General features: G+C 64.4%; 20 protein-coding genes. 18 read left to right on the forward strand and 2 right to left on the reverse strand.

Features of this window, described 5'->3' with window-relative positions:
- Positions 1–434 precede the first annotated feature (434 nt).
- The 14 genes from mnmG to glmU all read left to right on the forward strand — a co-directional run bounded on the left by mnmG (position 435) and on the right by glmU (position 13,860).
- Positions 435–2,330, forward strand: coding sequence for a tRNA uridine-5-carboxymethylaminomethyl(34) synthesis enzyme MnmG (gene mnmG, locus DOM54_RS04760; protein WP_110715244.1), 1,896 nt, complete (start codon positions 435–437; stop codon positions 2,328–2,330).
- Complete coding sequence (gene rsmG / locus DOM54_RS04765) at positions 2,327–2,974, forward strand: 16S rRNA (guanine(527)-N(7))-methyltransferase RsmG (RefSeq protein ID WP_110715245.1); 648 nt, start codon at positions 2,327–2,329, stop codon at positions 2,972–2,974. Before mnmG ends, rsmG begins: the two co-directional genes overlap by 4 nt.
- A 111-nt stretch (positions 2,975–3,085) precedes the next feature.
- Positions 3,086–3,853 carry a ParA family protein gene (locus DOM54_RS04770; protein ID WP_110715246.1) on the forward strand — a complete coding sequence of 256 codons (768 nt, stop codon included), beginning with the start codon at positions 3,086–3,088 and terminating at the stop codon, positions 3,851–3,853.
- A 28-nt stretch (positions 3,854–3,881) separates the two neighbouring features.
- Entirely contained in the window at positions 3,882–4,796 is a 915-nt protein-coding gene (locus DOM54_RS04775; RefSeq protein WP_110715247.1) for a ParB/RepB/Spo0J family partition protein, read from the forward strand.
- Positions 4,797–5,030: 234 nt separating this feature from the next.
- Positions 5,031–5,441 (forward strand): F0F1 ATP synthase subunit I, encoded by a 411-nt coding sequence (locus DOM54_RS04780; RefSeq protein ID WP_110707372.1) that lies wholly within the window; start codon positions 5,031–5,033, stop codon positions 5,439–5,441.
- A gap of 3 nt (positions 5,442–5,444) precedes the next feature.
- Entirely contained in the window at positions 5,445–6,311 is an 867-nt protein-coding gene (gene atpB / locus DOM54_RS04785) for a F0F1 ATP synthase subunit A (protein ID WP_110715248.1), read from the forward strand.
- Positions 6,312–6,385: 74 nt separating this feature from the next.
- Positions 6,386–6,634, forward strand: coding sequence for a F0F1 ATP synthase subunit C (atpE, locus tag DOM54_RS04790; RefSeq protein WP_011508579.1), 249 nt, complete (start codon positions 6,386–6,388; stop codon positions 6,632–6,634).
- 67 nt (positions 6,635–6,701) lie between these two features.
- Positions 6,702–7,172, forward strand: a complete 471-nt coding sequence (locus DOM54_RS04795) for a F0F1 ATP synthase subunit B (RefSeq protein WP_110601664.1) — start codon at positions 6,702–6,704, stop codon at positions 7,170–7,172.
- Positions 7,173–7,183: 11 nt separating this feature from the next.
- On the forward strand, positions 7,184–7,726 hold the full coding sequence (locus DOM54_RS04800; protein ID WP_110715249.1) for a F0F1 ATP synthase subunit delta: 543 nt from the start codon (positions 7,184–7,186) through the stop codon (positions 7,724–7,726).
- 16 nt (positions 7,727–7,742) lie between these two features.
- Complete coding sequence (gene atpA / locus DOM54_RS04805) at positions 7,743–9,287, forward strand: F0F1 ATP synthase subunit alpha (RefSeq protein ID WP_110707370.1); 1,545 nt, start codon at positions 7,743–7,745, stop codon at positions 9,285–9,287.
- Positions 9,288–9,368: 81 nt separating this feature from the next.
- Positions 9,369–10,259 (forward strand): F0F1 ATP synthase subunit gamma, encoded by an 891-nt coding sequence (gene atpG / locus DOM54_RS04810; RefSeq protein WP_110715250.1) that lies wholly within the window; start codon positions 9,369–9,371, stop codon positions 10,257–10,259.
- Between the two features lie 81 nt (positions 10,260–10,340).
- Entirely contained in the window at positions 10,341–11,720 is a 1,380-nt protein-coding gene (atpD, locus tag DOM54_RS04815; protein WP_110601669.1) for a F0F1 ATP synthase subunit beta, read from the forward strand.
- A 176-nt stretch (positions 11,721–11,896) separates the two neighbouring features.
- On the forward strand, positions 11,897–12,322 hold the full coding sequence (locus tag DOM54_RS04820) for a F0F1 ATP synthase subunit epsilon (RefSeq protein WP_110601671.1): 426 nt from the start codon (positions 11,897–11,899) through the stop codon (positions 12,320–12,322).
- Positions 12,323–12,483: 161 nt separating this feature from the next.
- Positions 12,484–13,860, forward strand: coding sequence for a bifunctional UDP-N-acetylglucosamine diphosphorylase/glucosamine-1-phosphate N-acetyltransferase GlmU (gene glmU, locus DOM54_RS04825; protein WP_110715251.1), 1,377 nt, complete (start codon positions 12,484–12,486; stop codon positions 13,858–13,860).
- Between the two features lie 384 nt (positions 13,861–14,244).
- Here glmU and DOM54_RS04830 read toward each other — a convergent pair whose 3' ends face one another.
- The gene (locus DOM54_RS04830) at positions 14,245–15,333 is read right to left on the reverse strand and encodes a DUF1615 domain-containing protein (protein WP_110715252.1); all 1,089 of its coding nucleotides are present in this window, start codon (positions 15,331–15,333) and stop codon (positions 14,245–14,247) included.
- On the reverse strand, positions 15,330–16,502 hold the full coding sequence (gene argE / locus DOM54_RS04835) for an acetylornithine deacetylase (RefSeq protein ID WP_110715253.1): 1,173 nt from the start codon (positions 16,500–16,502) through the stop codon (positions 15,330–15,332). Before argE ends, DOM54_RS04830 begins: the two co-directional genes overlap by 4 nt.
- 259 nt (positions 16,503–16,761) lie before the next feature.
- On the opposite strand from argE, the gene kdpA reads away from it, so the two are divergent.
- The 4 genes from kdpA (at position 16,762) to DOM54_RS04860 (ending at position 24,047) form a co-directional block, all read left to right on the forward strand.
- The gene (gene kdpA / locus DOM54_RS04845; protein WP_110715254.1) at positions 16,762–18,456 is read left to right on the forward strand and encodes a potassium-transporting ATPase subunit KdpA; all 1,695 of its coding nucleotides are present in this window, start codon (positions 16,762–16,764) and stop codon (positions 18,454–18,456) included.
- A gap of 74 nt (positions 18,457–18,530) precedes the next feature.
- Positions 18,531–20,597, forward strand: coding sequence for a potassium-transporting ATPase subunit KdpB (gene kdpB / locus DOM54_RS04850; RefSeq protein ID WP_276309665.1), 2,067 nt, complete (start codon positions 18,531–18,533; stop codon positions 20,595–20,597).
- 32 nt (positions 20,598–20,629) lie between these two features.
- Positions 20,630–21,226 carry a potassium-transporting ATPase subunit KdpC gene (gene kdpC, locus DOM54_RS04855; RefSeq protein WP_110715256.1) on the forward strand — a complete coding sequence of 199 codons (597 nt, stop codon included), beginning with the start codon at positions 20,630–20,632 and terminating at the stop codon, positions 21,224–21,226.
- Positions 21,227–21,296: 70 nt separating this feature from the next.
- Positions 21,297–24,047 carry a sensor histidine kinase gene (locus DOM54_RS04860; protein WP_240613771.1) on the forward strand — a complete coding sequence of 917 codons (2,751 nt, stop codon included), beginning with the start codon at positions 21,297–21,299 and terminating at the stop codon, positions 24,045–24,047.
- Positions 24,048–24,083: the final 36 nt, after the last annotated feature.

Genomic DNA, 24,083 nt, shown 5'->3' on the forward strand with positions numbered 1-24,083 from the left:
CCGTGCGCGGTCGTGCCTGTGTACAAGAGACAAAGCTGTCCACAGGAATCAACGCCCTTGTCAGCAGGCTCGTCAGAGCTTGTCAAGCAATCGAATAACAATCCAAGAGCATGATTTTGTTATCGAATTTTTACTTATCCACGGAAAGTGTCCACACCAATAGTCACTATCACAACAGAACTTCTTTATATATTTTTCATTTTTTTATAATGAATCTGATGACTGACCGATCGCCTCGATCCCGGTGTGGAAAACCCCTGACGGTTACCCACAGGAGGTTTATACTGGGCGGCTTTCGTGGCCACCGAACCCTAGGGGCCATGCCATCGCCGTCGTGAACAGGACGGTAAAATCGGCTTGGCCGATTTCGTGATCCATTCATCGTCGGGTGCCCGCTCGAGCCAGAGCGCCGCGGGCACCTCGTGAGGTAAACCGTGGAGTATCCCGACCGTTTTCAGGTCATCGTGATCGGCGGTGGCCATGCCGGAACCGAAGCTGCGCTGGCGTCGGCGCGAAGTGGTGCCCGTACGCTGCTGCTGACACACAACATCGAGACCCTCGGCCAGATGTCCTGCAATCCCGCCATCGGCGGGATTGGCAAAAGCCACCTGGTCAAGGAGATCGATGCCCTGGGTGGGGCCATGGCCAAGGCCACCGATCTGGCCGGCATCCAGTTTCGCGTGCTCAACTCGCGCAAGGGCCCGGCGGTTCGGGCCACCCGGGCCCAGGCCGATCGGATCCGCTACAAGGCCGCCATTCGCGGCATGCTGGAAAATCAGCCCAACCTCACGCTGTTCCAGCAGGGTGTCGACGATCTGGTTGTGGAAAACGATACCGTTGTCGGCGTCACCACCCAGACCGGCATTCGCTTCATGGCGGATACCGTGGTGCTGTGTACCGGGACCTTCCTGGGCGGCGTGATCCATATCGGTCTGGACCACCATGCCGGCGGTCGCGCCGGCGATCCGCCCGCCAATGCGCTGGCCCAGCGGCTGCGAGCGCTCCCGTTCCGGGTCGATCGGCTGAAGACCGGCACGCCGCCGCGGATCGATGCCAAGAGCGTCGATTTCTCCAGGCTCGAGCGCCAGCCCGGTGACACGCCGCTGCCGGTGATGTCCTACCTGGGCAGCCGCGAGCAGCATCCGCGTCAGGTCGATTGCCATATCGCCCATACCAACGAACGCACCCACGAGATCATCTTCGCCAATCTCGATCGTTCGCCGATGTATTCCGGCGTGATCGAAGGCGTGGGCCCGCGTTACTGCCCGTCGATCGAGGACAAGGTCCACCGCTTCGCCGACAAGACCAGCCATCAGGTATTCGTCGAACCGGAAGGCCTGGATACCCACGAGCTCTATCCCAACGGGATCTCCACGTCACTGCCATTCGATGTCCAGTTGCAGGTCGTGCGTTCGATCGAGGGGCTGGAGAATGCGCATATCACGCGCCCGGGTTATGCGATCGAGTACGATTTCTTCGATCCGCGGGATCTCAAGCACTCGCTGGAAACCAAATTTATCCACAACCTGTTCTTTGCCGGCCAGATCAATGGCACCACGGGTTACGAGGAAGCCGGCGCCCAGGGGCTGTTGGCGGGGATCAACGCCGCTCGCCGAGCGCAGGGCGAATCGCTCTGGTGGCCGCGCCGCGACGAGGCGTACCTCGGGGTGCTGGTCGACGACCTGATCACCATGGGCACCCAGGAGCCCTATCGGATGTTCACCTCGCGGGCCGAATATCGTCTGCTGCTGCGCGAGGACAACGCCGACCTGCGCCTCACCGCCACCGGTCGCGAACTGGGGCTGGTCGACGATCATCGCTGGTCGGCCTTCGAGACCAAGCGCGACAAGATCGAGAAAGAGAGTGCTCGCCTGCGTGCGACGTGGATCCAGCCAAAGACCGAAGCCGGCCAGCGCGTTGCCGAAAAGCTCGGTCAGCCGCTGGCGCGTGAGTACAGCCTGATGGACCTGCTCAGGCGTCCCGAACTCGGTTACGCCGACGTCGCCTCGCTCAAGGGCGAGGCCGTCGGCGACGAGCCGGTCGCCGAGCAGGTGGAGATCGAGGCCAAGTACGAGGGCTACATCGCGCGGCAGCAGGACGAGATCGATCGCCTGCGCCGCCACGAAGCGACGCCACTGCCCGAATCGCTGGACTATGCCAGGGTCGAGGGGCTCTCCAACGAGATTCGCCAGAAGCTCGAGCAGGCACGTCCCCAGACCTTGGGTCAGGCCGGGCGCATCTCCGGCGTCACGCCGGCCGCGGTGTCGATTCTGCTGATCCATCTCAAGAAGCGGCGACTGATCGACGACAGCCGGGCATTGAGCGCATGACACCGAGGTGTGAACGGATTCTCGATGAGGGGCTGGCGGCGCTGAGCGTCCCTTGCGACGCCGGTCAGCGTCAGAGATTGCTGGCGCTGCTCGCGCTGTTGCACAAGTGGAATCGCGCCTATAACCTCACCGCAGTACGCTCGCCCGAGGCGATGGTCAGCCGTCATCTGCTGGATAGCGCCAGCGTCGCTTTCGCCGTGGGTGGCACCAACTTGCTGGACGTCGGCTCGGGGCCGGGTTTCCCGGGACTGGTATTGGCGATTCTGGATCCCGGCCTTCAGGTCACGCTGCTGGACAGTAACGGCAAGAAAGTCCGTTTTCAGCGCCAGGCGGTGATGGAGCTGGGGCTCGCGAACGTGCGCTGCGAGCAGGTCCGGGTCGAATCCTTCGATGCCACGTTCGACCAGATCATCTCGCGTGCCTTCGCCGCGCTGGGGGATTTCATCGGGCTTACCGAGCCGTTGCTGGCCCAGGGCGGCGAGTGGCTGGCGATGAAAGGGGGCCTGGAACCCCGGGAACTCGAATCGTTGCCGTCCCATGTCGTGGTGCGCGAGCAGCTTGCCCTGGCGGTACCCGGTGTGGACGACGCCGAACGTCAGCTGCTACGCCTCGGGCGGGACGAACAGGCGGGCCGTCGCCAGTAGGCTCGGCATGGGCCAGACGTGATGAATACCGGCGTCGTCGACGCCGGGCCGGATCAGCGCCAGCGGATCGCTCGCGATCCACAGGATCAGTCTCGACGAAGGGAGTCGCCAGTGACCAGAATCATTGCATTGACCAACCAGAAGGGCGGCGTGGGTAAGACGACGACCGCGGTCAATCTGGCGGCTTGCCTGGCGGCGCTCGATCGACGGGTATTGCTGATTGATCTTGACCCCCAGGGTCATGCCACCATGGGCAGCGGCGTCGACAAGCACGACCTCGACGGCAGCGTCCTTGACGTGCTGCTCGGTGAGAAAAGTGCCGCCGAGGTGATCGTCGATTGCGCGGTGGCCGGCTATGCACTGCTGCCGGGCAACGGCGACCTGACCGCCGCCGAGGTCGACCTGCTCGATCGCGATGGTCGCGAACGGGTGCTTCAGACCGCGATCCAGAGCGTTGCCGCCGACTACGACGTGGTGATGATCGACTGCCCCCCGTCCCTCAACATGTTGACGGTCAATGCGCTCACTGCCGCTCACGGTGTGTTGATCCCGGTACAGTGCGAATTCTATGCGCTGGAGGGATTGTCGGCGCTGCTCGACACCGTCGAGCAGATCCAGGAGAGCGTGAATCCCATCCTCGAGATCTTCGGCATCGTGCGCACCATGTACGACCCGCGCAACAGCCTGACCCGCGACGTCAGCAAGCAGCTCGGCCAGTATTTCGGCGATTCTCTACTCAAGACCACCATCCCGCGCAATGTGCGGGTGGCGGAAGCGCCCAGTCACGGCGTGCCCGTCACCAAGTACGCGCGGCTCTCGCGTGGCAGCCAGGCGCACCGCGTCCTGGCCAAGGAACTGATTCGCCGGCTGGCGCTGTAATGACGATGACTGCTGCGAGGAATACCCCATGACGACGCGCAAACGCCCGCTGGGCCGCGGTCTCGATGCCCTGATCGGTTCCAGTGCCCGTCGCCGCGACAGCCTGTCGCCGGAGTCGGGATCCGACAAGCCCTCGCCAGCCCAGGCGCCGCCGGGATTCGATGCTACCGAGGAGCGGCTCGAGCGCCTGCCGTTGCGGCAGCTGACCCGCGGCAAGTACCAGCCGCGGCGCGATATCCAGCCCGAGGCGCTGGAAGAGCTGGCCGATTCGATCCGTGCTCAGGGCGTGATGCAGCCGATCGTGGTGCGACAAATTGGCGCAGAGCGTTACGAGATCATCGCTGGCGAGCGCCGCTGGCGAGCGTCGCAGCTGGCCGAACTCGAGACCATCCCCGCCGTCATCCGCGAAGTCAGCGACGAGGTCGCCCTGGCGCTCGCCCTGATCGAGAACATCCAGCGCGAGAACCTCAATCCGGTCGAGGAGTCGATGGCGCTCAAGCGTCTGCTCGACGAGTTCGAGCTGACCCAGCAGCAGGTGGCCGATGCGGTCGGTCGGTCGCGGGCCCAGGTCGCCAATCTCCTCCGCCTGCTGGCGCTGGATCCGCAGGTGCTGACGCTACTCGAACGTGGCGATCTGGACATGGGCCACGCCCGTGCCCTGCTGAGTCTGCCGGCCGCCAAGCAGCGTCATGCGGCCCATGAAGTCGTGGCGCGCGAGCTCACCGTTCGCCAGACCGAGGCCCTGGTCAAACAGATTGCCAGTGGCCAGACCAAAGCCGATGCCAAGAAGCCGCCGGCGGACGTCGGCCGGCTCGAGAATCGTCTCGCCGATCTGCTGGGCGCGCCGGTCAAGATTCACCACAACAGTTCCGGCAAGGGACGAGTCACCATTCGTTACACCAGCCTCGATGAGCTAGATGGCATACTCGGACACATTCGCTGAATCCGCACCGGCCGTCGGTGTCCAGAGCTGTCAAAACATTTAGCGCGTTAACGGAAATTACGCACTTTTCGTGATCGTTTACTTGGGGAGACGCCTCAGATCGGTGCAGGTTCGGTTGAAGCGGCATGACCGCTTCTCTATAATCCGCCGAGATTTGCCAGGCTGACGCCGAACGCAGACAGCGCACGCGGAAATGTCACTATCATCCCAGGAATCAACGGCGAGACCGACGCCATGCAACCAGCGGCACCGGCCAAGCTTCCCAGACCGCGAATCGCGGGGTTGATCCTGTTACAGTGCGGCGTGGTGATGGGGCTGGTCCTCATCGGTTGGGGGTTCTGGGACCGCGGGACGGCGTTTTCCGCTTTGACCGGTGGTCTCGTTGCCGCCATGCCCAACGCCTTCTTCGCCTGGCGCGCCTTTCGCTATCAGGGGGCGGCGCAGGCGAGATACATAGTCAAGAGTTTCTACCACGCCGAGGCCGGCAAGTTCGGTTTGACGGCGGCACTGTTCACGCTGGTGTTCGTGACCGTGCCCCCCTCAAACCCCGCTTTCTTCTTTGGCGCTTATGTCGTGACGCTGCTGGCGCACTGGTTGGGGCCCTGGCTCCTGCGTCGCCCGTCACACATTCAATCTCGAGGCTGAACCATGGCTGGCAACAACATGACGAGTACGGAGTACATCCAGCACCATTTGCAGAACATGACCTATGGTCTGCATCCGGAAAACGGCTGGTCGATGGCTCATTCCGCTGCCGAGGCCAAGGCCATGGGATTCTGGGCCATTCACGTCGATACCATGCTGTGGTCGATCGGCCTCGGGGTGCTGTTCCTGTACCTGTTCCGCCTGGTCGCCAAGCGCGCTTCCACCGGCGTGCCCACCGGGCTGCAGAACTTCGTCGAGATGATGGTGGAGTTCGTCGACAACTCCGTGCGCGAAACGTTCCATGGCAAGAGCCGGCTGATAGCGCCGCTGTCGCTGACGATCTTCTGCTGGATCTTCCTGATGAACATCATGGACCTGGTGCCGGTGGACTTCCTGCCGATGCTGGCGCAGAAGATCGGCGCCTGGTTCGGTGCCGACCCGGCCCACGTCTATTTCAAGGTCGTGCCCACCACCGATGTCAACGCCACGCTCGGCATGTCGCTCTCCGTCTTCGCGCTGATCATTTTCTACTCCATCCGTACCAAGGGCCTGTCCGGTTTCGTCGCCGAACTGACGTTGCACCCTTTCAGCACGTCCAATACCTTCGCCCAGATCCTGTTGATTCCGGTCAATTTACTGCTTGAACTCGTTACCTTGTTGGCCAAACCGGTCTCGCTGGCGTTACGACTGTTCGGTAACCTCTACGCCGGCGAACTGATCTTCATCCTGATAGCCATGATCGGCCTGTGGCAGCTGCCGCTGCACTTCCCGTGGGCGGTGTTCCACATCCTGATCATCACGCTGCAGGCCTTCATCTTCATGATGCTCACCATCGTCTATCTCAGCATGGCGACGGAAGAGCAGCATTGAGTAGCGTTTCCCGTTAACCCCTGACCCTTAGCAAAACTCGACTGAGCAAGACTCGACTGAAACTGGAGAGAACCATGGAAGCACAAGTTCTGGGCATGACCGCGATTGCCGTTTCCCTGCTGATCGGCCTGGGTGCCCTCGGCACCGCTATCGGCTTCGGCATCCTCGGCGGCAAGTTTCTGGAAGGCGCCGCGCGTCAGCCGGAAATGATCCCGCAACTGCAGGTCAAGATGTTCATCGTCGCCGGCCTGCTCGACGCCGTGACCATGATCGGTGTCGGTATCGCTCTGTTCTTCACCTTCGCCAATCCGTTTGTCGGTTAACGTCGCCTCAAGGCCCTCGAGGCCCCGGTGACCCTAACCCCAAACCCGTGACGCGAGAGGTGCTGGCGTGAATCTGAACCTTACACTGATTGGTCAGGCCATTGCCTTTGCCGTCTTCGTCTGGTTCTGCATGAAGTATGTATGGCCGCCGGTCATGCAGGCGCTGCAGGAACGACAGAAGAAGATTGCCGATGGTCTGGATGCAGCCAGCCGTGCGACCCGTGATCTCGAACTGGCTCAGGAAAAAGCCGAAGAGACACTGCGGGAGAGCAAGGAGCAGGCGCAGCAGATCCTGGAACAGGCCAACAAGCGGGCCAATCAGATCGTCGAAGAAGCCCGTGACAACGCGCGGGCCGAAGGCGAGCGCATCATCGAGAGCGCTCGCAGCGAAATCGATCAGGAGATCAATCGCGCGAAGGAAGAGCTGCGTGCCCAGGTATCGCTGCTGGCCGTGGCCGGCGCCGAGCGTATCCTGGAGTCCTCCATCGACGAAGCCAAGCATCGTGAGCTCGTCGACAAGCTCGCTGCCGAGCTCTAAGGAGGCGCACCATGGCTGAATCGTCTACCGTCGCTCGACCCTACGCCAAGGCGGCGTTCGAGTTCGCGCGCGATAACAAGGCGCTCCAAGCGTGGTCCCAGAGTCTGTCACTGGTCGCCCAGGCGGCCGGTGACGCCGATGTCCGTGAACGCATACTCGGCAACCCGCGGCTGACCTTCGAGGACAAGACCCGGCTGCTGCTGGAAGTCTGCGAAGACCAACCCTTCGACGAGAGCGTGGGCAACTTCCTGCGCCTCGTCGGCGAAAAGGGGCGTCTGGCTGCGTTGCCCGACATCTTTGACGAGTTCGAGGCGCTGCGCGCCCAGGAAGAGAAGCGGGTCGATGTCACCATCGTCTCCGCCTTCGAACTGGACGATGCGCAGCAGAACGTGCTCGCCGAGGCTCTGAAGAAGCGCCTGAATCGTGAAATCTCCATTACCACTCAGGTGGACCGCGAGCTGCTAGGCGGCGTGATCCTGCGTACCGGCGACACCGTCATCGACGGTTCGGTACGCGGTCGATTGCAACGTCTGCGCGAAGCGCTCACCGCCTGAGTTCGAGGGACATGGCATGCAGCAACTGAATCCTTCCGAGATCAGCGACATCATCAAGCAGCGTATCGAAAAGCTGGATGTCGCCTCCGAGGCCCGTAATCAGGGCACCGTCGTCAGCGTCGCTGACGGCATCGTCCGCATCCACGGCCTGGCCGATGCGATGCTGGGCGAAATGATCGAATTCCCCGGTGGCGTCTTCGGCATGGCGCTCAACCTCGAGCGCGACAGCGTCGGCGCCGTGGTCCTGGGCGACTATCTCGAGCTCGAAGAGGGCATGACCGCGCAGTGTACCGGTCGTATCCTCGAAGTGCCGGTCGGTCGCGAACTGATCGGCCGCGTGGTCGACGCACTGGGCAACCCGATCGACGGCAAGGGCGACATCGACGCCAAGATGACCGACGCGATCGAGAAGGTTGCCCCGGGCGTCATCACCCGTCAGTCGGTCGACCAGCCGGTGCAGACCGGGCTCAAGTCGATCGACGCCATGGTGCCGATCGGTCGTGGCCAGCGCGAGCTGATCATCGGCGATCGCCAGATCGGTAAATCCGCGGTGGCGATCGACGCGATCATCAACCAGAAGGGTACGGGGATCACCTGTATCTACGTGGCCATCGGTCAGAAGCAGTCGACCATCGCCAACGTGGTGCGCAAGCTCGAACAGCACGGCGCCATGGATCACACCATCGTGGTTGCCGCCGGTGCCGCCGATCCGGCCGCCATGCAGTATCTGGCACCCTACGCCGGCTGCACCATGGGCGAGTACTTCCGCGACCGCGGCGAAGACGCGATGATCGTCTACGACGACCTCTCCAAGCAGGCCGTCGCCTATCGCCAGATCTCGCTGCTGCTGCGTCGTCCGCCGGGTCGTGAAGCCTATCCGGGTGATGTCTTCTACCTCCACTCGCGTCTGCTCGAGCGCGCCGCGCGCGTCAACGCCGAGTACGTCGAGAAGTTCACCAATGGTGAAGTGAAAGGCAAGACCGGTTCCTTGACCGCGCTGCCGATCATCGAGACCCAGGGCGGCGACGTCTCCGCGTTCGTTCCCACCAACGTGATCTCGATCACCGACGGCCAGATCTTCCTCGAGACGGGGCTGTTCAACTCCGGTATCCGTCCGGCGATCAACGCCGGTCTGTCGGTATCGCGTGTCGGCGGTTCGGCCCAGACCAAGATCATCAAGAAGCTCGGCGGCGGTGTACGTCTGGCCCTCGCCCAGTATCGCGAGCTGGCCGCGTTCTCGCAGTTCGCGTCGGATCTTGACGAAGCGACCCGCAAGCAGCTCGAGCATGGGCAGCGCGTCACCGAACTGATGAAGCAGAAGCAGTACTCGCCGTTGTCGGTGGCCGAGATGGGCGTCACGCTGTACGCCGCCAACGAAGGCTTCCTGGACGACGTCGCGGTCGACAAGGTGTTGGATTTCGAGCGTGCCCTGCACGACTACATGAAGTCCGAGCACGCCGATCTGCTCGACAAGATCAACCAGAGCGGCGGCTACGACGACGAGATCCAGAAGGGTCTCAAGTCGGGTCTCGAGTCGTTCAAGTCCACTCAGACCTGGTAAGTGGCATGGCCCGCCTTCTTGTCCACGGACGAGAACGGGCCGGCCCGCCCGACTGAGCGGCATGAATCAGGGTGATCCGAGATGGCAGCTGGAAAAGAGATCAAGTCCCAGATTGGGAGCATCAAGAACACGCAGAAAATCACCAGCGCCATGGAAATGGTCGCTGCGTCGAAAATGCGTCGGGCTCAGGAGCGCATGGCGGCCAGTCAGCCCTATGCCAAACTGATCCGCCGGGTGGTCGGCCACGTCGCCAAGGCCAATCCGGAATACCGTCACGACTACATGATCGAACGCGACGTCAAGCGCGTCGGTTATATCGTGGTCTCCAGTGATCGCGGGCTCGCCGGCGGCTTGAACGTCAACATGTTCAAGGCGGTGGTCAAGCACGCACGGGACTGGGACCAGAAGGGCGTGGGCGCCGATTTCGCGGCGATCGGCAGCAAGGCCGGTGGTTTCTTCCGCAAGCGCGGCGGCAACCTGCTGGCAGCCAAGAAAGGTCTTGGTGATGCGCCGGAAGCCCAGGATCTGGTCGGTAGCGTCAAGGTGATGCTCGATGCCTTCGATGAAGGCAGTCTGGATCGGCTCTACGTGGTGTACAACGAATTCGTCAACACCATGAGCCAGAAACCCGTCGTGCGTCAGTTGCTGCCTCTCGAGGCGGTCGATGACGAAGGTGATGGGGAAGAACAACCCGGTTCCGGCGACACGCACAAAAGCTGGGACTACCTGTATGAGCCGGATGCCAAGACCCTGCTCGATCACCTGCTGGTTCGCTATGTCGAATCCCAGGTGTACCAGGCCGTGGTGGAGAACGCGGCTTGTGAGCAGGCCGCGCGCATGATCGCGATGAAGAACGCGACCGACAACGCCGGCGATCTGATTGACGATCTTCAACTGGTGTACAACAAGGCGCGTCAGGCGGCCATTACCCAGGAAATTTCGGAAATCGTCGGTGGTGCCGCGGCGGTATGACGACATCGCCGTCTGCGTGACGGCGATCTCGAGTACGGCTTGGCCCAACAGGTTTCATTTGCAGGTTTACGAGGAACCACTATGAGCGGACGTATCGTACAAATCATAGGCGCGGTGGTTGACGTAGAATTCCCGCGGGACGACGTTCCCAAGGTCTACGACGCGCTGACGGTCTCGGGTAAAGAGGCCGTTCTCGAAGTGCAGCAGCAGCTCGGTGACGGCGTGGTTCGCGCCATCGTCATGGGCTCCAGCGAAGGTCTCCAGCGCGGTATCGAAGTGGTCAACACCGGTGCCCCGATCTCCGTACCGGTGGGTACCGAGACGCTGGGTCGTATCATGAACGTGCTGGGTGAGCCGATCGACGAAGCCGGCGACATCGGTTCGGATGCCAAGCGCATGCCGATCCACCGCCAAGCCCCCGGCTATGCGGATCAGGCCGCCTCCAGCGATCTGCTGGAGACCGGTATCAAGGTCATCGACCTGGTCTGCCCGTTCGCCAAGGGCGGCAAGGTCGGCCTGTTCGGCGGCGCCGGTGTCGGCAAGACCGTCAACATGATGGAGCTGATCCGTAACATCGCCACCGAGCACAGCGGTTATTCCGTGTTCGCCGGTGTCGGTGAGCGTACGCGTGAAGGTAACGACTTCTACCACGAGATGGACGAGTCCAACGTTCTCGACAAGGTCGCGCTGGTCTACGGCCAGATGAACGAGCCCCCGGGCAACCGTCTGCGCGTCGCCCTGACCGGCCTGACCATCGCCGAGAACTTCCGCGACGAAGGTCGTGACGTACTGCTGTTCGTCGACAACATCTACCGCTACACCCTGGCCGGTACCGAAGTGTCGGCACTGCTGGGTCGTATGCCGTCGGCGGTGGGCTATCAGCCGACCCTGGCCGAAGAGATGGGCGCCCTGCAGGAGCGTATCACCTCGACCAAGACCGGCTCGATCACCTCCGTCCAGGCCGTCTACGTGCCGGCGGATGACTTGACCGACCCGTCACCGGCGACCACCTTCGCTCACTTGGACTCCACCGTGACGCTGTCGCGCTCGATCGCCGAACTGGGTATCTACCCGGCCGTCGATCCGCTCGACTCCACGTCTCGCCAACTCGATCCGCTGGTGGTTGGCGAAGAGCACTACAACACCGCTCGCGGTGTCCAGAACGTGCTCCAGCGCTACAAGGAGCTCAAGGACATCATCGCCATCCTGGGGATGGACGAGCTCTCCGACGAAGACAAGCTGGCCGTGGCCCGGGCGCGTAAGATCCAGCGCTTCCTGTCGCAGCCGTTCTTCGTCGCCGAGGTCTTCACCGGTGCGCCGGGCAAGTACGTGTCGCTGCAGGAAACCATCCGTGGCTTCCAGGGCATCCTCAACGGCGACTACGACGACATGCCCGAACAGGCGTTCTACATGGTCGGCACCATCGACGAAGCCGTCGAGAAAGCCAAGAGCATGAAGTAAGGAAAATGCTGAATAAATCGACGAACAGGATGAAGCGCAAAGCGCACGGAGCGCAGAAGGCGAGACATAACATGGGGTTAGGCGAGTCTTCGAGCACCGCGCAACGCAGCGATTCGCCTGTGCAGTCATTTATGCAGTGTTTCCTAAGCCTGCAGACTCCCGGGAGATAAATCGCTATGGCCACATTTCAGTGTGACATCGTCAGTGCCGAGAAGGAGATCTTCTCGGGCAACGTCGAGCAGCTCATTGCTGCCGGCGTGGCCGGCGATCTGGGTATCCTGCGCGGTCACGCGCCGCTGCTGACCGAGCTCAAGCCCGGTCCGGTGCGCGTGATCCAGGAGAACGGCGAAGAAGAGCTCTACTACGTCACCGGCGGCTTCCTCGAAGTGCAGCCGGACGTGGTCTCGGTGCTGGCGGATACCGCCACCCGAGCCAGCGATCTCGATGAGGCGGAAGCCGAGCAGGCGCGGCAACATGCGCTGGCCTCGCTCAACGAGAAACAGAGCGAGCTCGACTACGCACGAGCCTCCGCCGAACTGGCCGAAGCCTCCGCTCAGCTGCGCACGCTGCAACAGCTGCGCCGCAAGGGCGGTCGCGGCTGACGCGGCAGGCGCCCAGGCAGCATGCGCTGATGGCAGTACCCGAAGGCGACTCCCTGGAGTCGCCTTTTTCATGCCTGGAGGCCAGACGATCGGATTCTGCCAGGTCGCCTCCGACACGCTAGAATGACGCCCGGTTTTCATTGATCAGAAGGAAGAACGCCATGACTCTCGACGTCGTGATACTGGCCGCCGGCCAGGGCTCCCGCATGCGCTCGAAGACACCGAAGGTGTTGCACAAGCTGGCGGGGCGCTCCTTGGTTCAGCACGTCGTCGACACGGCATCGGGGCTGGAGCACGCGCGGCTGCACGTGGTCGTCGGTCATGGTGGCGAGATGGTGCGCCAGGCGTTGTCGACGCCTGCGGATCGCGAGCTCGCCTTTTGCGAGCAGGCCGAGCAGAAGGGCACCGGGCACGCCGTGGGGCAGGCGCTGGATAGCCTCGGCGATGGCAAGGTGCTGGTGCTCTACGGCGATGTGCCGCTGATTCAAGCCAGAACCCTCGAGACCCTGCTGGAAGGCGTCGACGAGCGTCACATGGCGCTGCTGACGGTCACGTTGGACGACCCCACGGGCTACGGCCGCATCGTGCGTGACGGCAAGGGTTCGGTCGTCGCCATCGTCGAGCACAAGGATGCCGACAACCAGCAGCGTGCGATCCGCGAGTGCAATACCGGCATCATGGCCATGACCGCCGCCCAGCTCCGGCGCTGGCTGCCCGAGCTTTCCGCCGAGAACGCCCAGGGCGAATACTACCTGACCGATGTGATCGCCATGGCGGCCGCCGACGGCGTCGAGGTCACCGCCAGCCAGCCGGGTTCGCCGGTGGAGGTCGAGGGCGTCAACGACCGTCGCCAGCTCGCCTCGCTGGAGCGGGCCTTCCAGCGGCGTCAGGCCGATCGTCTGATGGCGGCGGGCGTGGGGCTGGCCGATCCCGAGCGATTCGATCTACGTGGTGATGTCACCGTCGGGCGCGATATCCAGATCGACATCAACGTGATCCTCGAAGGCCAGGTGATCCTGGAGGATGACGTCGTCATCGGCCCCAACTGCGTGATCAAGGACAGCGTGTTGCGTCGCGGTGCTGTGGTGAAGGCCAACAGTCATCTGGAAGGCGCCGAAATGGGGGTGGAGAGCGACTGCGGGCCGTTCGCTCGGCTGCGCCCCGGCACCCGGCTCGGCACGCGTGCCCATGTCGGTAACTTCGTCGAGACCAAGAACGCCAGCCTCGGCGAAGGCGTCAAGGCAGGGCATCTCAGCTATCTGGGCGATGCCGAGATCGGCCGCGACACCAATGTCGGTGCCGGCACCATCACCTGCAACTACGACGGTGCCAACAAGCACCTCACCCGGATCGGCGAAGCCGTGTTCATCGGCTCCAACAGTTCGTTGGTTGCACCGGTCACCATCGGCAACGGCGCCACCATCGGCGCTGGCTCCACGATCACTCGTGAGGTGAAGGATGGCGAGCTCGCCATCGGGCGCAGTCGTCAGGTGGCCAAGCCCGGCTGGCAGCGCCCGGTGAAAAAGCCAAAAAACTGATTCTAGGCATTGCCAACTTCACCAGCGCTGGGATTAGCCACCCGATAGCGCCTATCGAGCGCGCGCTGCGTATCACTCGCCAAGCTGGGTCTTGCGACATGGATGTCGCAAGAGGCGCGTTGGGACAGGGCAGAAAATTGCTCCTGCATTTTCTGCATTTTCTGCATTTTCTGCATTTCCGCCATCCATGGCGGTCAGATGTCCTTACGCGCCGACCCAAAGCGTGGGCGCGTGATACGCAGGGTTTCGTGCGCTTGTGGCGCGAAAAAGGGGAGCGCGAGGGGCTTGCCCCTCGCATTCACGAGCAGAAGGCTGGTCTATGAGCCCACAGTGGTAAGCGCTCGGCATTGAATCCAATCCGATACCTCCTCAAAGAGAATCTCCTCAACGACGCATACACTGCTGCCAGCGGTCGTCGACCCGCTTGGCGAACCATGCCGTGGTCAGGTTGCGGGTGATCTTGGGACTTTCGAGCTTGATTCCCGGCAGGCGTGCGTAGGGGATGGGCTGACCTTCCTGCTGTAGCGCCAGCGAATAGATCTTTTCGTAGAGCGCGGTCCGTTCGAATTCGAGGGAATCCTCTTTCTCCAGCGCATCGCGGATTTCACCGTCGTCCATATCCAACTGACGCTTCAAGGTGCGTACCGCCAACTCGGTCTGCCCGGCCTGACGCGAGCCGGGGATGATCAGGTCGCCGTCGAGGGCGAGCGGAATACCGGAAAGCTGGGTGACGGCGGCCTGGAAGGCGGCATTGCGACTGGCGTACCAGCCGGCGTTGAAGTCGGCGAAACGGTAGATCGGCTCGTCGTAGTTGGCCGGATAGCCGAGCAGGTGGGCGATACCAAAGAAGAGTCCGCCGCGCCGGGTGAACACCTCGTGACGGATCGAGCCGTCGATCGGGTAGGGGTAGTTGTCGGCGTGTTTTTCGGCGAAGTCGACGCTCACCTGCATCGGGCCGCCGGTGTGCACCGGGTTGAGGCTGCCGAACAGCTCCCGTCCGAGCGGCGCCATGTCGATGAAATCCTCGAAGATCTCGCTCATCTCTCGCTCGGTGGTGATGTGATCGAGGCGCTCGTTGTAGCTCTCGCCGGTGGGCGATTCGAGATTCAACCCGGCAGTCACCAGGAAACCGGGGATATGTAGTGCGCCAGCCCGGCGCTCGATCTCCTGGCGGGCAATGGCGGAGAGATTGGGCACGCTGGGATCGGCGTCGTAGGTCGATTCCTGCTCGATCACCGCCAGCGTGGCGCAGAGGTTGTCCTTCGTCGCGGGCAGGTTCTGGGCCGAGAAGGCGGCGGTGATATCCGTCGCCCAACCGTCACGCTCCTGCGTCGAGGCCGGGATCAACCTGACGAGTTCACGCTTCACGCTTGCCGGGCGCTGCTCGAAGCCGGGCTGCGGTGGCTGGGTGCTGCAACCGACCAGCAGCATCAGGCCAAGGGCAGGTGCCCAGCGGAGTCGCCCCGAAATCATGAATCTCCTCGCGCGCCGAGATGCTTCACCAGCCGCTGCATCATCGCGTCGCAGCGTTCGAGCTGCTCGATGGCGATGAACTCGTCCGGCTTGTGGCCCTGATCCATGCAGCCGGGGCCGCACACCACGGTAGGAATGCCCGCCTCGTGGAACAGTCCGCCCTCGGTGCCGTAGGCGACCGTGCCGAAGTCATCGCGATTCGCCAGGGTGGCGATCAATCGCGCCACGTCGCTAGAGGCCTCTGTGGTCAGCCCCGGATAGGCCTGCAGCGGCTCGAAGCGGATGTCGGTGTCGGGCTCGACGGCGCGCATGCGCGGGAGCAGTTCGGTGTCGGCGTAGTCGCGCATCTCGCGCTCGACCTCACCGGCATCGAAGCCTGGCAGCGAGCGCACTTCCCAGTCGAAGCGGCACTCAGACGGCACGATGTTGAGTGCCCGGCCTCCCTCGATCACGCCGGTCTGCACGGTCGAGAAGGGCGGATAGAAGCGCTCGTCGTGATGAGCTGGATCGGCCAGACGTTCACCGATCTCGGTGAGCTTGGTAATCATCTTCGCCGCGGTCTCGATGGCGTTGACCCCTTCCGGCGCATAGGCGGAGTGGCAGGGCGCGCCCTTCACCTGGCAGCGCACGCCGAGTTTGCCCTTGTGGCCAAGTACCGGCTTGAGTTCGGTCGGCTCGCCGATGATGCAGGCGATCGGCCGATGCGGCTTGTCTTCCAGCATCGAGATGATCGAACGCACGCCAAGGCAGCCCACCTCTTCGTCATAGGAGAACGCCAGATGAATCGGCGTTTCGAGTTCCGCCGCCTTGAAGCTCGGCACCGCCGCCAGCACGCAGGCGATATAGCCCTTCATGTCGGTCGATCCGCGGCCGTAGAGCTTGCCGTCCCGTTCGGTCATCTCGAAGGCCGGTACGGTCCATGGCTGGCCATCCACCGGCACCACGTCGGTGTGTCCGGAAAGCACCACGCCGCCACGGTCGGTGGGGCCGATCGTCGCCCACAGATTCGCCTTGCTGCCGTCCTCGTTGTGGATCAGTTCGCTATCGACTCCCTGTTCGGCAAGGTAATCGCGCACGAACTCGATCAGGGCAAGGTTGGAGTCGCGGCTGACGGTGGCGAAGCCGATCAGCTTTTCGAGGAGCGCTTGGCTGTTCAAAGAGGTCGACATGGCGCTTGTCCTTGTGAAGTCGGTGGTTATTGGTAGTCGATGATGCCGACCGCCGGCTCGTTGTGCCACCTGGCTTGGCATTTTTACGCTTTCTTGACGCCTTGCGCCGAATTTCCTCATCGAATTTTTACGCACCTCGACTCGACACTGGACCCTCTCGAACGAGGAGGTGAGCCATGTCCTACCTGATGCTGGCGGTCGCCCTCGCGACCGCCGTCTACCTGCTGGCGACGCTCTGCTGGCCGGAGCGATTCTAGCCATGAACGCGATGATGCTCTGCTACGCCCTGCTGATCGGGCTGGCGCTGCCGCTCGGGCTCTATATGGGTCGGGCGCTGGACAGCGATCGACCGAGCCCGCTGGATCGTCTCTTCGGGCCGGTGGAGTCGGTCCTGATGCGTCTCGCCGGCGTCGATCGCCGTGCCTCGATGTCCTGGTCGGCCTATCTGCTGGCGGTGTTGAAGCTTCATCTGCTGCTGGTCGCGCTGGCCTGGCTGGTCTTCATGGGCCAGGGCGTGCTGCCGCTCAACCCCGACGGGATCCCCGGCATGAACTGGGATACGGCGCTGCATACCGCTGTCTCGTTCGCCACCAACACCAACCAGCAGCACTATTCGGGCCAGGCCCAGCTCTCCTACCTGAGCCAGACACTGGCCATCGTCACCCTGCAGTTCCTGACCCCAGCGACGGGGCTGGCGGTGCTGCTCGCCATCACCCGGACGCTGCTGCGACGCCAGCCTGCCACCAACGCCGGGGGCGGGGTGGGCAACTACTATGTCGACCTCACGCGGATCGTGATGCGAGTGCTGCTGCCGCTATCGCTGATCGTGGCGCTACTGCTGGTGTGGCAGGGCGTGCCGGCGACGTACCAGGGCGCCGAGCGGGTCATGATGCTCGATGGCGGCGCGGCCCAGGTGATACCGCGCGGCCCGGTGGCGCCGATGGTGGCGATCAAGCAGCTTGGTACCAACGGTGGTGGCTGGTACGGCCCCAACTCGACCGTACCGCTGGAGAATCCGACTGGCCTGTCGAACCTGATCGAGACGATCGCGCTGATGCTGATACCGGTGGCCTCGCTGATCGCGGTGGGCGTCATCAGCGGTCGGCGTCGGCTGATGATGGGAATCGGCTCGGTGATGATCGTCTTCTCGCTGATCACCACCAGCCTGATCGTGGCGTCGGAGCGTCTGCCCAACGCCGCCCTGGCCGGGCTCGTCGTGGAAGGCAGCCCCAACCTCGAAGGCAAGGAGCTGCGCTTCGGTAGCGATCTCTCCGCGCTCTGGGGCAGCTGGACGACCCAGACCTCCAACGGCTCCGTCAACGCCATGCACGACAGCTTCAACCCGCTGGGCGGCCTGGGGCTGCTGATGGACATGTTCGTCAACGTCACCTTCGGCGGCATCGGCGTGGGCCTGATCGGCTATCTGCTCTACCTGATGCTGGCGGCGTTCATCGGCTCGCTGATGATCGGCCGTGCCCCGGAACTGTTCGGCAAGCCGCTGGAGACCCGTGAGATGCGTTGGATCTCGCTGGCGATCCTGGCTCAACCCCTGATCATTCTCGGCCTGAGCGCGATCACCGTGACCTTCCCCGGCCTGACCGGCAACTCCAACCCCGGCTTCCACGGCCTTTCCCAGGTGCTCTACGAATTCACCTCGGCGTTCGCCAACAACGGCTCGGGCTTCGAAGGGCTCGGCGACGCGACGCCGTGGTGGAACCTGACCTGCGTGGTGGCGCTGGCGGTCGGCCGCTTCCTGCCGATGCTGGTGCCGCTGGCGGTGGCCGGCTGGCTGGCCGGTAAACGCACGGCGCCGCAAGGGCGTGGCAGCCTGGCCGTGGAGAGCGGCGCCTTCGTCGGACTCACCGCCGGTGTCATCGTCATCGTCAATCTGCTCGGTTTCCTGCCCGCCCTGGTGCTGGGACCGATCGCCGAACAACTGGTACTCGCCCCATGAAGCCCATCGACGACAGTACCTTCGTTGCCCGTTCTCGCACGGGAAGAGACAGCGGGAGCGATAGGGAGAGCCCAGTGAAGCGTGACCTGACCAGACGCCGACCCCGTGCCACGACAACGACCCTGCAGGTGCAGCCGCTGCTCCTGCTGGTGGAGTCCTTCAAGCGCCTGAATCCGACCAGCCTGGCGCGCAACCCCGTGATGGCGGTGGTCGCCATCGGCACGCTGATCTGCGCGCTCTACACCGCCCTCGCCTTTGCCGAGTCCAACGGCCAGGGCGGTTTCGCCTTGAGCGTGACGCTGATCCTGCTGGCCACGGTGCTGTTCGCCAACGCCGCCGAGGCGGTGGCCGAGGCCCGTGGCAAGGCTCACGCCGGCAGCCTGCGCGCCACCCGCGGTGAGTTGAAGGCACGACGGTTGACCCACAGCGGCGAGGAGACGGTTGCCGCCGACCGACTTCGCCGCGGCGATCGTGTCCGCGTATCGGCCGGCGAGCTGATCCCCGCCGACGGCGAGATCGTCCAGGGTGCCGGTTCGATCAACGAGTCCGCCGTCACCGGCGAGTCCGCGCCGGTCCTGCGCGAGGCGGGCACCGACAACAGCGGCGTCAGTGCCGGGACCAAGCTGCTCTCCGACGAGCTGATCGTCGAGGTCAGCGTCGACCCCGGCGAGTCGCTGCTCGACCGGATGATCGCCCTGGTCGAGGGCGCCAGTCGCCAGAAGACGCCGAGCGAGCTGGCGCTGTCGGTGCTGCTCTCCACGCTGACGCTGGTGTTCCTGATCGTCGTGGTCACGCTGGTGCCGATGGCGCGATTCGTGGGGATAGAGACCTCGACGGTGATGCTGGTGGCGCTGCTGGTCTGTCTGATACCCACCACCATCGGTGGGCTGTTGCCGGCCATCGGCATCGCCGGGATGGAGCGGGCCATGCGCGCCAACCTCATCGCCAAGTCCGGCAAGGCGGTGGAGATCGCCGGCAGCATCGACACCCTGCTGCTCGACAAGACCGGCACCATCACCCTGGGCGATCGTCGCGCCACCGAGTTCGCGCCGTGCCACGGGATCGACATGAAGCGGCTGCGCGAGGTCGCCGGTATCTGCTCGCTCGAGGACCCGACGCCGGAGGGGCGCTCCATCGTCGTGCTGGCGCGGGAACAGGGCGCTTCGCTGGCGGACGAACAGGGCGCTTCGCTCACCCCCGCCGAAGACGCCGAAGTGGTGCCGTTTTCCGCCACCAGCCGGGTTTCCGGACTCGATTTCGCCGACGGCCGACGCTGGCGCAAGGGCGCGCCGAACGCTATCGCACGGCAGGTGGAGGAAGCCGGCGGGCGGCTACCGGATGATTACGAGGCGCTGGTCGAACGGATCTCGCGCCACGGCGCCACGCCGCTGGCGGTGGCCGAGGGCAACGTACTGTTGGGCGTGATTGCGCTGTCGGACGTGATCAAGCCAGGTATCGCCGAGCGCTTCATGCAACTGCGCGAGATGGGCGTGAAGACGGTGATGATCACCGGTGACAACCCGATCACCGCCTCGGCGATCGCCGCCGAGGCCGGGGTCGACGACTACATTGCCGAGGCAACGCCGGAGCGCAAGCTGGCACTGATCCGCGAGGAGCAGGCTGCCGGCCGCCTGGTGGCGATGATGGGAGATGGCACCAACGATGCCCCGGCGCTGGCCCAGGCGGATCTGGGCCTGGCGATGAACTCCGGCACCCAGGCGGCGCGGGAGGCGGCCAACATGGTCGACCTCGACTCCGACCCCGGCAAGCTGCTCGAGGCGGTGGAGATCGGCAAGCAACTGCTGATCACCCGCGGCGCGCTCACCACCTTCTCGCTGGCCAACGATGTCGCCAAGTATTTCGTCATCCTGCCGGCGATCTTCGCCGCCAGCGTGCCGGCATTGGGCGGTCTCGACGTGCTCGGCCTGCACTCGCCGGCCTCCGCCGTGCTGTCGGCGGTGATCTTCAACGCCCTGGTGATTCCCGCGTTGATTCCGTTCGCCTTGCGCGGGGTGCGGGTCCGTGCCACGGGTGCCAGCGCCATGCTGCGGCGCAACCTGTTGATCTACGGTCTCGGTGGCCTGCTGCTGCCGTTCCCCGCGATCAAGCTGATCGATCTGGTCGTCGGGCTGCTCATCTAGCCGATCGTCCCTTGCCAACGGAGGTTCTCGAAATGTCATTCGCCTCGTTCCTGAACAGCACCCGCCGCGACAACACCGGCGGCGCAGTGACGGCACTTCGCTTCACCCTGCTCATGGCCGGGCTGCTCGGTCTGCTCTATCCGCTGGTCATCGTCGGCCTGGGGCAACTGGCGTTTCCCCACCAGGCTGACGGCAGCCTGCTGAGCGACCGGGAAGGCCGGGTCGTCGGCTCCGCCTTGATCGGCCAGAAATTCTCCGGCGACCGCTATTTTCAGGGTCGCCCCTCGGCGGTCGACTACGCCGCCGATGCCGTCGCTGGCTCCAATCTGGCGCCGAGCAACCCGGCATTGCGGCAACGTGCCGAGGCCGACGCCCAGCGAATCACCGCCCGCGACGGAGTCCCGCCGGGGCGGATACCGGCGGATCTGCTGACCGCTTCGGGTTCCGGGGTCGACCCGCACATCAGCCCCGAGTCGGCCGCCGTTCAGGTTGCGCGTATCGCGAGGGTGCGCGGTCTGGCGCCGTCGGCTGTCACGGCGCTGGTCCAGCGCTATAGTGATCGCGGGAACCTTGGCGAGCCGAGAGTCAACGTGCTGGCGCTCAATCTGGCGCTGGACGGGCGCGAGTAACGCCATTCGCGAGACATCAACCGCCCGCAGGAGTGTCCCGGACGGGCGAGTGACCAAGGGAGATCGTACCGTGAATGAGCCTCTTGCCATGCGCCGCCCCGACCCGGACGCACTGCTGGATACCACCCGGGCCCGCGCCGGTGGCGCGCTGCGGATCTTTTTCGGCGCCGCCCCCGGCGTTGGCAAGACCAGCGCCATGCTGCGCACCGCGCGGGAGCGCTTCGACGCCGGGGATGACATCGTGCTGGGGGTGATCGAGGCCCACGGTCGCGAGGAGACCGAGCGGCTCTGCAACGGCCTGCCGAATCTGGCGCTGGCGCCCAGGGAACGCCACGGGCGCACCTTTCATGAATTCGATCTCGATGGGGCGCTGGCCCGGCGCCCGGCGATCCTGCTGGTCGACGAACTGGCCCACCGCAATATCCCCGGCGGGCGCCACACCCGGCGCTGGCAGGATATCGAGGAGCTGCTGGAGGCGGGGATCGAGGTCTGGACCACGCTCAACGTCCAGCACATCGAGAGTCTCAACGACGATGTTGCCCGGATCACCGGCATCCGCATGCGCGAGACCGTTCCCGATCGCCTGATCGCCCGGGCCCGGGACGTGTCTCTGATCGACCTCACCCCGCTGGAACTGATCGAGCGGCTCAAGCAGGGCAAGGTCTATGTTCCCGAGCAGGCACGCGCTGCGCTGGAGCACTACTTCTCCCCGGGCAACCTTACGGCGCTGCGCGAGCTGGCGTTGCGAGTGATGTCGGAGCGGCTGGACGCCGACGTTCGTCAGGTGATGGATGCCAGCGGCGTCGCCGGCCCATGGCCGGTACGGGCGCGGCTGCTGGTCGTCGTCGAAGGCCGCCGGGTCGATCACGTCCTGCTGCGGGCCGCCAGCCGCTGGGCACAGCGCCATCAGGCTCCGTGGCAGGTGGTGCAACTGACGCCGTTGCGGGACGCCGATCCGACCACCGAGAGCGAATCGAGCAATCTGCGTCAGCAGGCCGAGCAGCTTGGCGGCAGTTGGGAGACCCTGAGCGGCGACGATCCTATGGCGGAGCTGCTCGATCATGCCGCGCGTCACAACATCACCGCGTTGATGATCGGGCGTGGCGGTGCGGGTCGCCGTGCGGGTCGAGTCTCGAGCGAGATCGGCTGGCCCGCGAGCGGGTGGCGGCGTCCGCTGGTGGAGCGGTTGTTGGCGCGGCGCCCGCCGTTCGATCTGATCGTGCTGGCCGATGACGATAACCCCGCCCGGCGCTACCGGCCACGCTGGCAGTGGCCGCAGGCCCGCGAATGGCTGTGGCCGATCGCGACGACCGCGCTGGCGGCGCTGGCGGCACAGCTGCTCACGACCCAGGTACAGCTGGCCAACCTGTCGCTGATCTTTCTGACCGCCGTGCTGGCGAGCGCGCTGCGTGCCGGTACCCGGGCGGCGATGCTGACGGTGGCGTTCAGCACCCTGACCTACAACTTCCTGTTTACCGAGCCACGCTTCACCCTGGCGATGATCCAGCAGGACCAGATCCTGACGCTGGTGATCTTTCTGCTGGTGGCCGTGGTGGCGGGCCAACTGGCGGGCAAGGTGCGTCGACAGCTCGGTGCGCTGCGCCAGAGTCGTCACCAGATCCAGGAGATGCTGTCGATCTCACGTGCGCTGGCGGGGGCCGCCGATCATGATCGTGTTCGCGACATCGCGCTCAAGGCACTGGCCGATTCGCTGGCGCTACCCTGCGTATTCGTCGAGAGTGACGATCCGGCCGAGGCGCCTCGCGCCACCGCCGCCTATCCGGGAAGCCTCGCCCTCGAGCCCGCCGCGCTCCAGGCCGCCCGCTGGACCCACCAGCACGGCAAGCCGAGCGGGCACGGTACCCAGACACTCAGCGCCCAGCGCTGGCGATTCCTGCCGGTGGGCGGGAGTGGTGCCACGCGCGGCGTACTGGGGCTGGCGCTGGGCGATCGCCAACAGCCGCTCGGCGTCGCCGAAGAGGCGTTGGTCGACAGTCTGGTCAATCAACTGGCCAGCGCGCTGGCGCGCACCCGGCTGGTCGCCGATCTCGGCGCCGCCCGGCTGGCGGAGGAAAACGAACGCCTGCGCTCGGCGCTGCTGTCGTCGGTCTCCCACGATCTGCGCACGCCGCTGGCCTCGATCATCGGTTCGGCCAGTTCGCTGCGGGAGCTTTGGTCGCAGCTCGACGATGGCGACCGGGAGGAACTGCTGGATGGCATTCTCGGTGAGAGCGAGCGGCTCAACCGTTACATCCAGAACCTGCTCGACATGACCCGACTCGGTCACGGTGGGCTCAAGCTCGAGCGGGACTGGGTAGCGCTGTCGGACATCGTCGCCTCGGCGCTGAAGCGTCTCGGCTCGGTGGTCGAAACGCTCGATATCGAGCGCCACATCGCTGCCGACCTGCCGCTGCTCTACGTACACCCCGCGCTGATCGAACAGGCGCTGATCAACGTCATCGAGAATGCGGCCCGCTTCTCGCCGCCGGGCGGTCGGCTGCGGATCACCGCGGAGCGGGAGGCCGATCGCATCGCGATCCAGGTCAGCGACCAGGGGCCGGGTATTCCGGAAGCGCTGCGCGAGCGTATCTTCGACATGTTCTTCAGCGGTGGCGAGGGGGATCGCGGTCCTCAGGGCAGCGGCCTGGGGCTCGCTATCTGCCGTGGCATGATCGGTGCCCACGGTGGCGAGATCAGCGCCGGCCCGGCAGCATGGGGGCAGGGCACCACGATCCGGATCCTGCTGCCGATCTGGACGCCGCCAGCGGAGGAAGCGACAGTCGGGGACGGCGTCGAGAATGCCAGCGAAAGCGGGATCTAACGTCCAACCCACAACGAGAAGGCAGCGCATGCAGCA

This window comes from Salinicola acroporae, assembly GCF_003206615.1.
Taxonomy (GTDB): Bacteria; Pseudomonadota; Gammaproteobacteria; order Pseudomonadales; family Halomonadaceae; genus Salinicola; species Salinicola acroporae.

Bases quoted from the DNA above. Each gene is read 5' to 3' on its own strand.
- rsmG (WP_110715245.1), top strand. From the start codon at position 2,327: ATGACACCGAGGTGTGAACGGATTCTCGATGAGGGGCTGGCGGCGCTG.
- DOM54_RS04775 (WP_110715247.1), top strand. From the start codon at position 3,882: ATGACGACGCGCAAACGCCCGCTGGGCCGCGGTCTCGATGCCCTGATC.
- DOM54_RS04780 (WP_110707372.1), top strand. From the start codon at position 5,031: ATGCAACCAGCGGCACCGGCCAAGCTTCCCAGACCGCGAATCGCGGGG.
- atpB (WP_110715248.1), top strand. From the start codon at position 5,445: ATGGCTGGCAACAACATGACGAGTACGGAGTACATCCAGCACCATTTG.
- atpE (WP_011508579.1), top strand. From the start codon at position 6,386: ATGGAAGCACAAGTTCTGGGCATGACCGCGATTGCCGTTTCCCTGCTG.
- DOM54_RS04800 (WP_110715249.1), top strand. From the start codon at position 7,184: ATGGCTGAATCGTCTACCGTCGCTCGACCCTACGCCAAGGCGGCGTTC.
- atpA (WP_110707370.1), top strand. From the start codon at position 7,743: ATGCAGCAACTGAATCCTTCCGAGATCAGCGACATCATCAAGCAGCGT.
- atpG (WP_110715250.1), top strand. From the start codon at position 9,369: ATGGCAGCTGGAAAAGAGATCAAGTCCCAGATTGGGAGCATCAAGAAC.
- atpD (WP_110601669.1), top strand. From the start codon at position 10,341: ATGAGCGGACGTATCGTACAAATCATAGGCGCGGTGGTTGACGTAGAA.
- DOM54_RS04820 (WP_110601671.1), top strand. From the start codon at position 11,897: ATGGCCACATTTCAGTGTGACATCGTCAGTGCCGAGAAGGAGATCTTC.
- glmU (WP_110715251.1), top strand. From the start codon at position 12,484: ATGACTCTCGACGTCGTGATACTGGCCGCCGGCCAGGGCTCCCGCATG.
- DOM54_RS04830 (WP_110715252.1), bottom strand. From the start codon at position 15,333: ATGATTTCGGGGCGACTCCGCTGGGCACCTGCCCTTGGCCTGATGCTG.
- argE (WP_110715253.1), bottom strand. From the start codon at position 16,502: ATGTCGACCTCTTTGAACAGCCAAGCGCTCCTCGAAAAGCTGATCGGC.
- kdpA (WP_110715254.1), top strand. From the start codon at position 16,762: ATGAACGCGATGATGCTCTGCTACGCCCTGCTGATCGGGCTGGCGCTG.
- kdpC (WP_110715256.1), top strand. From the start codon at position 20,630: ATGTCATTCGCCTCGTTCCTGAACAGCACCCGCCGCGACAACACCGGC.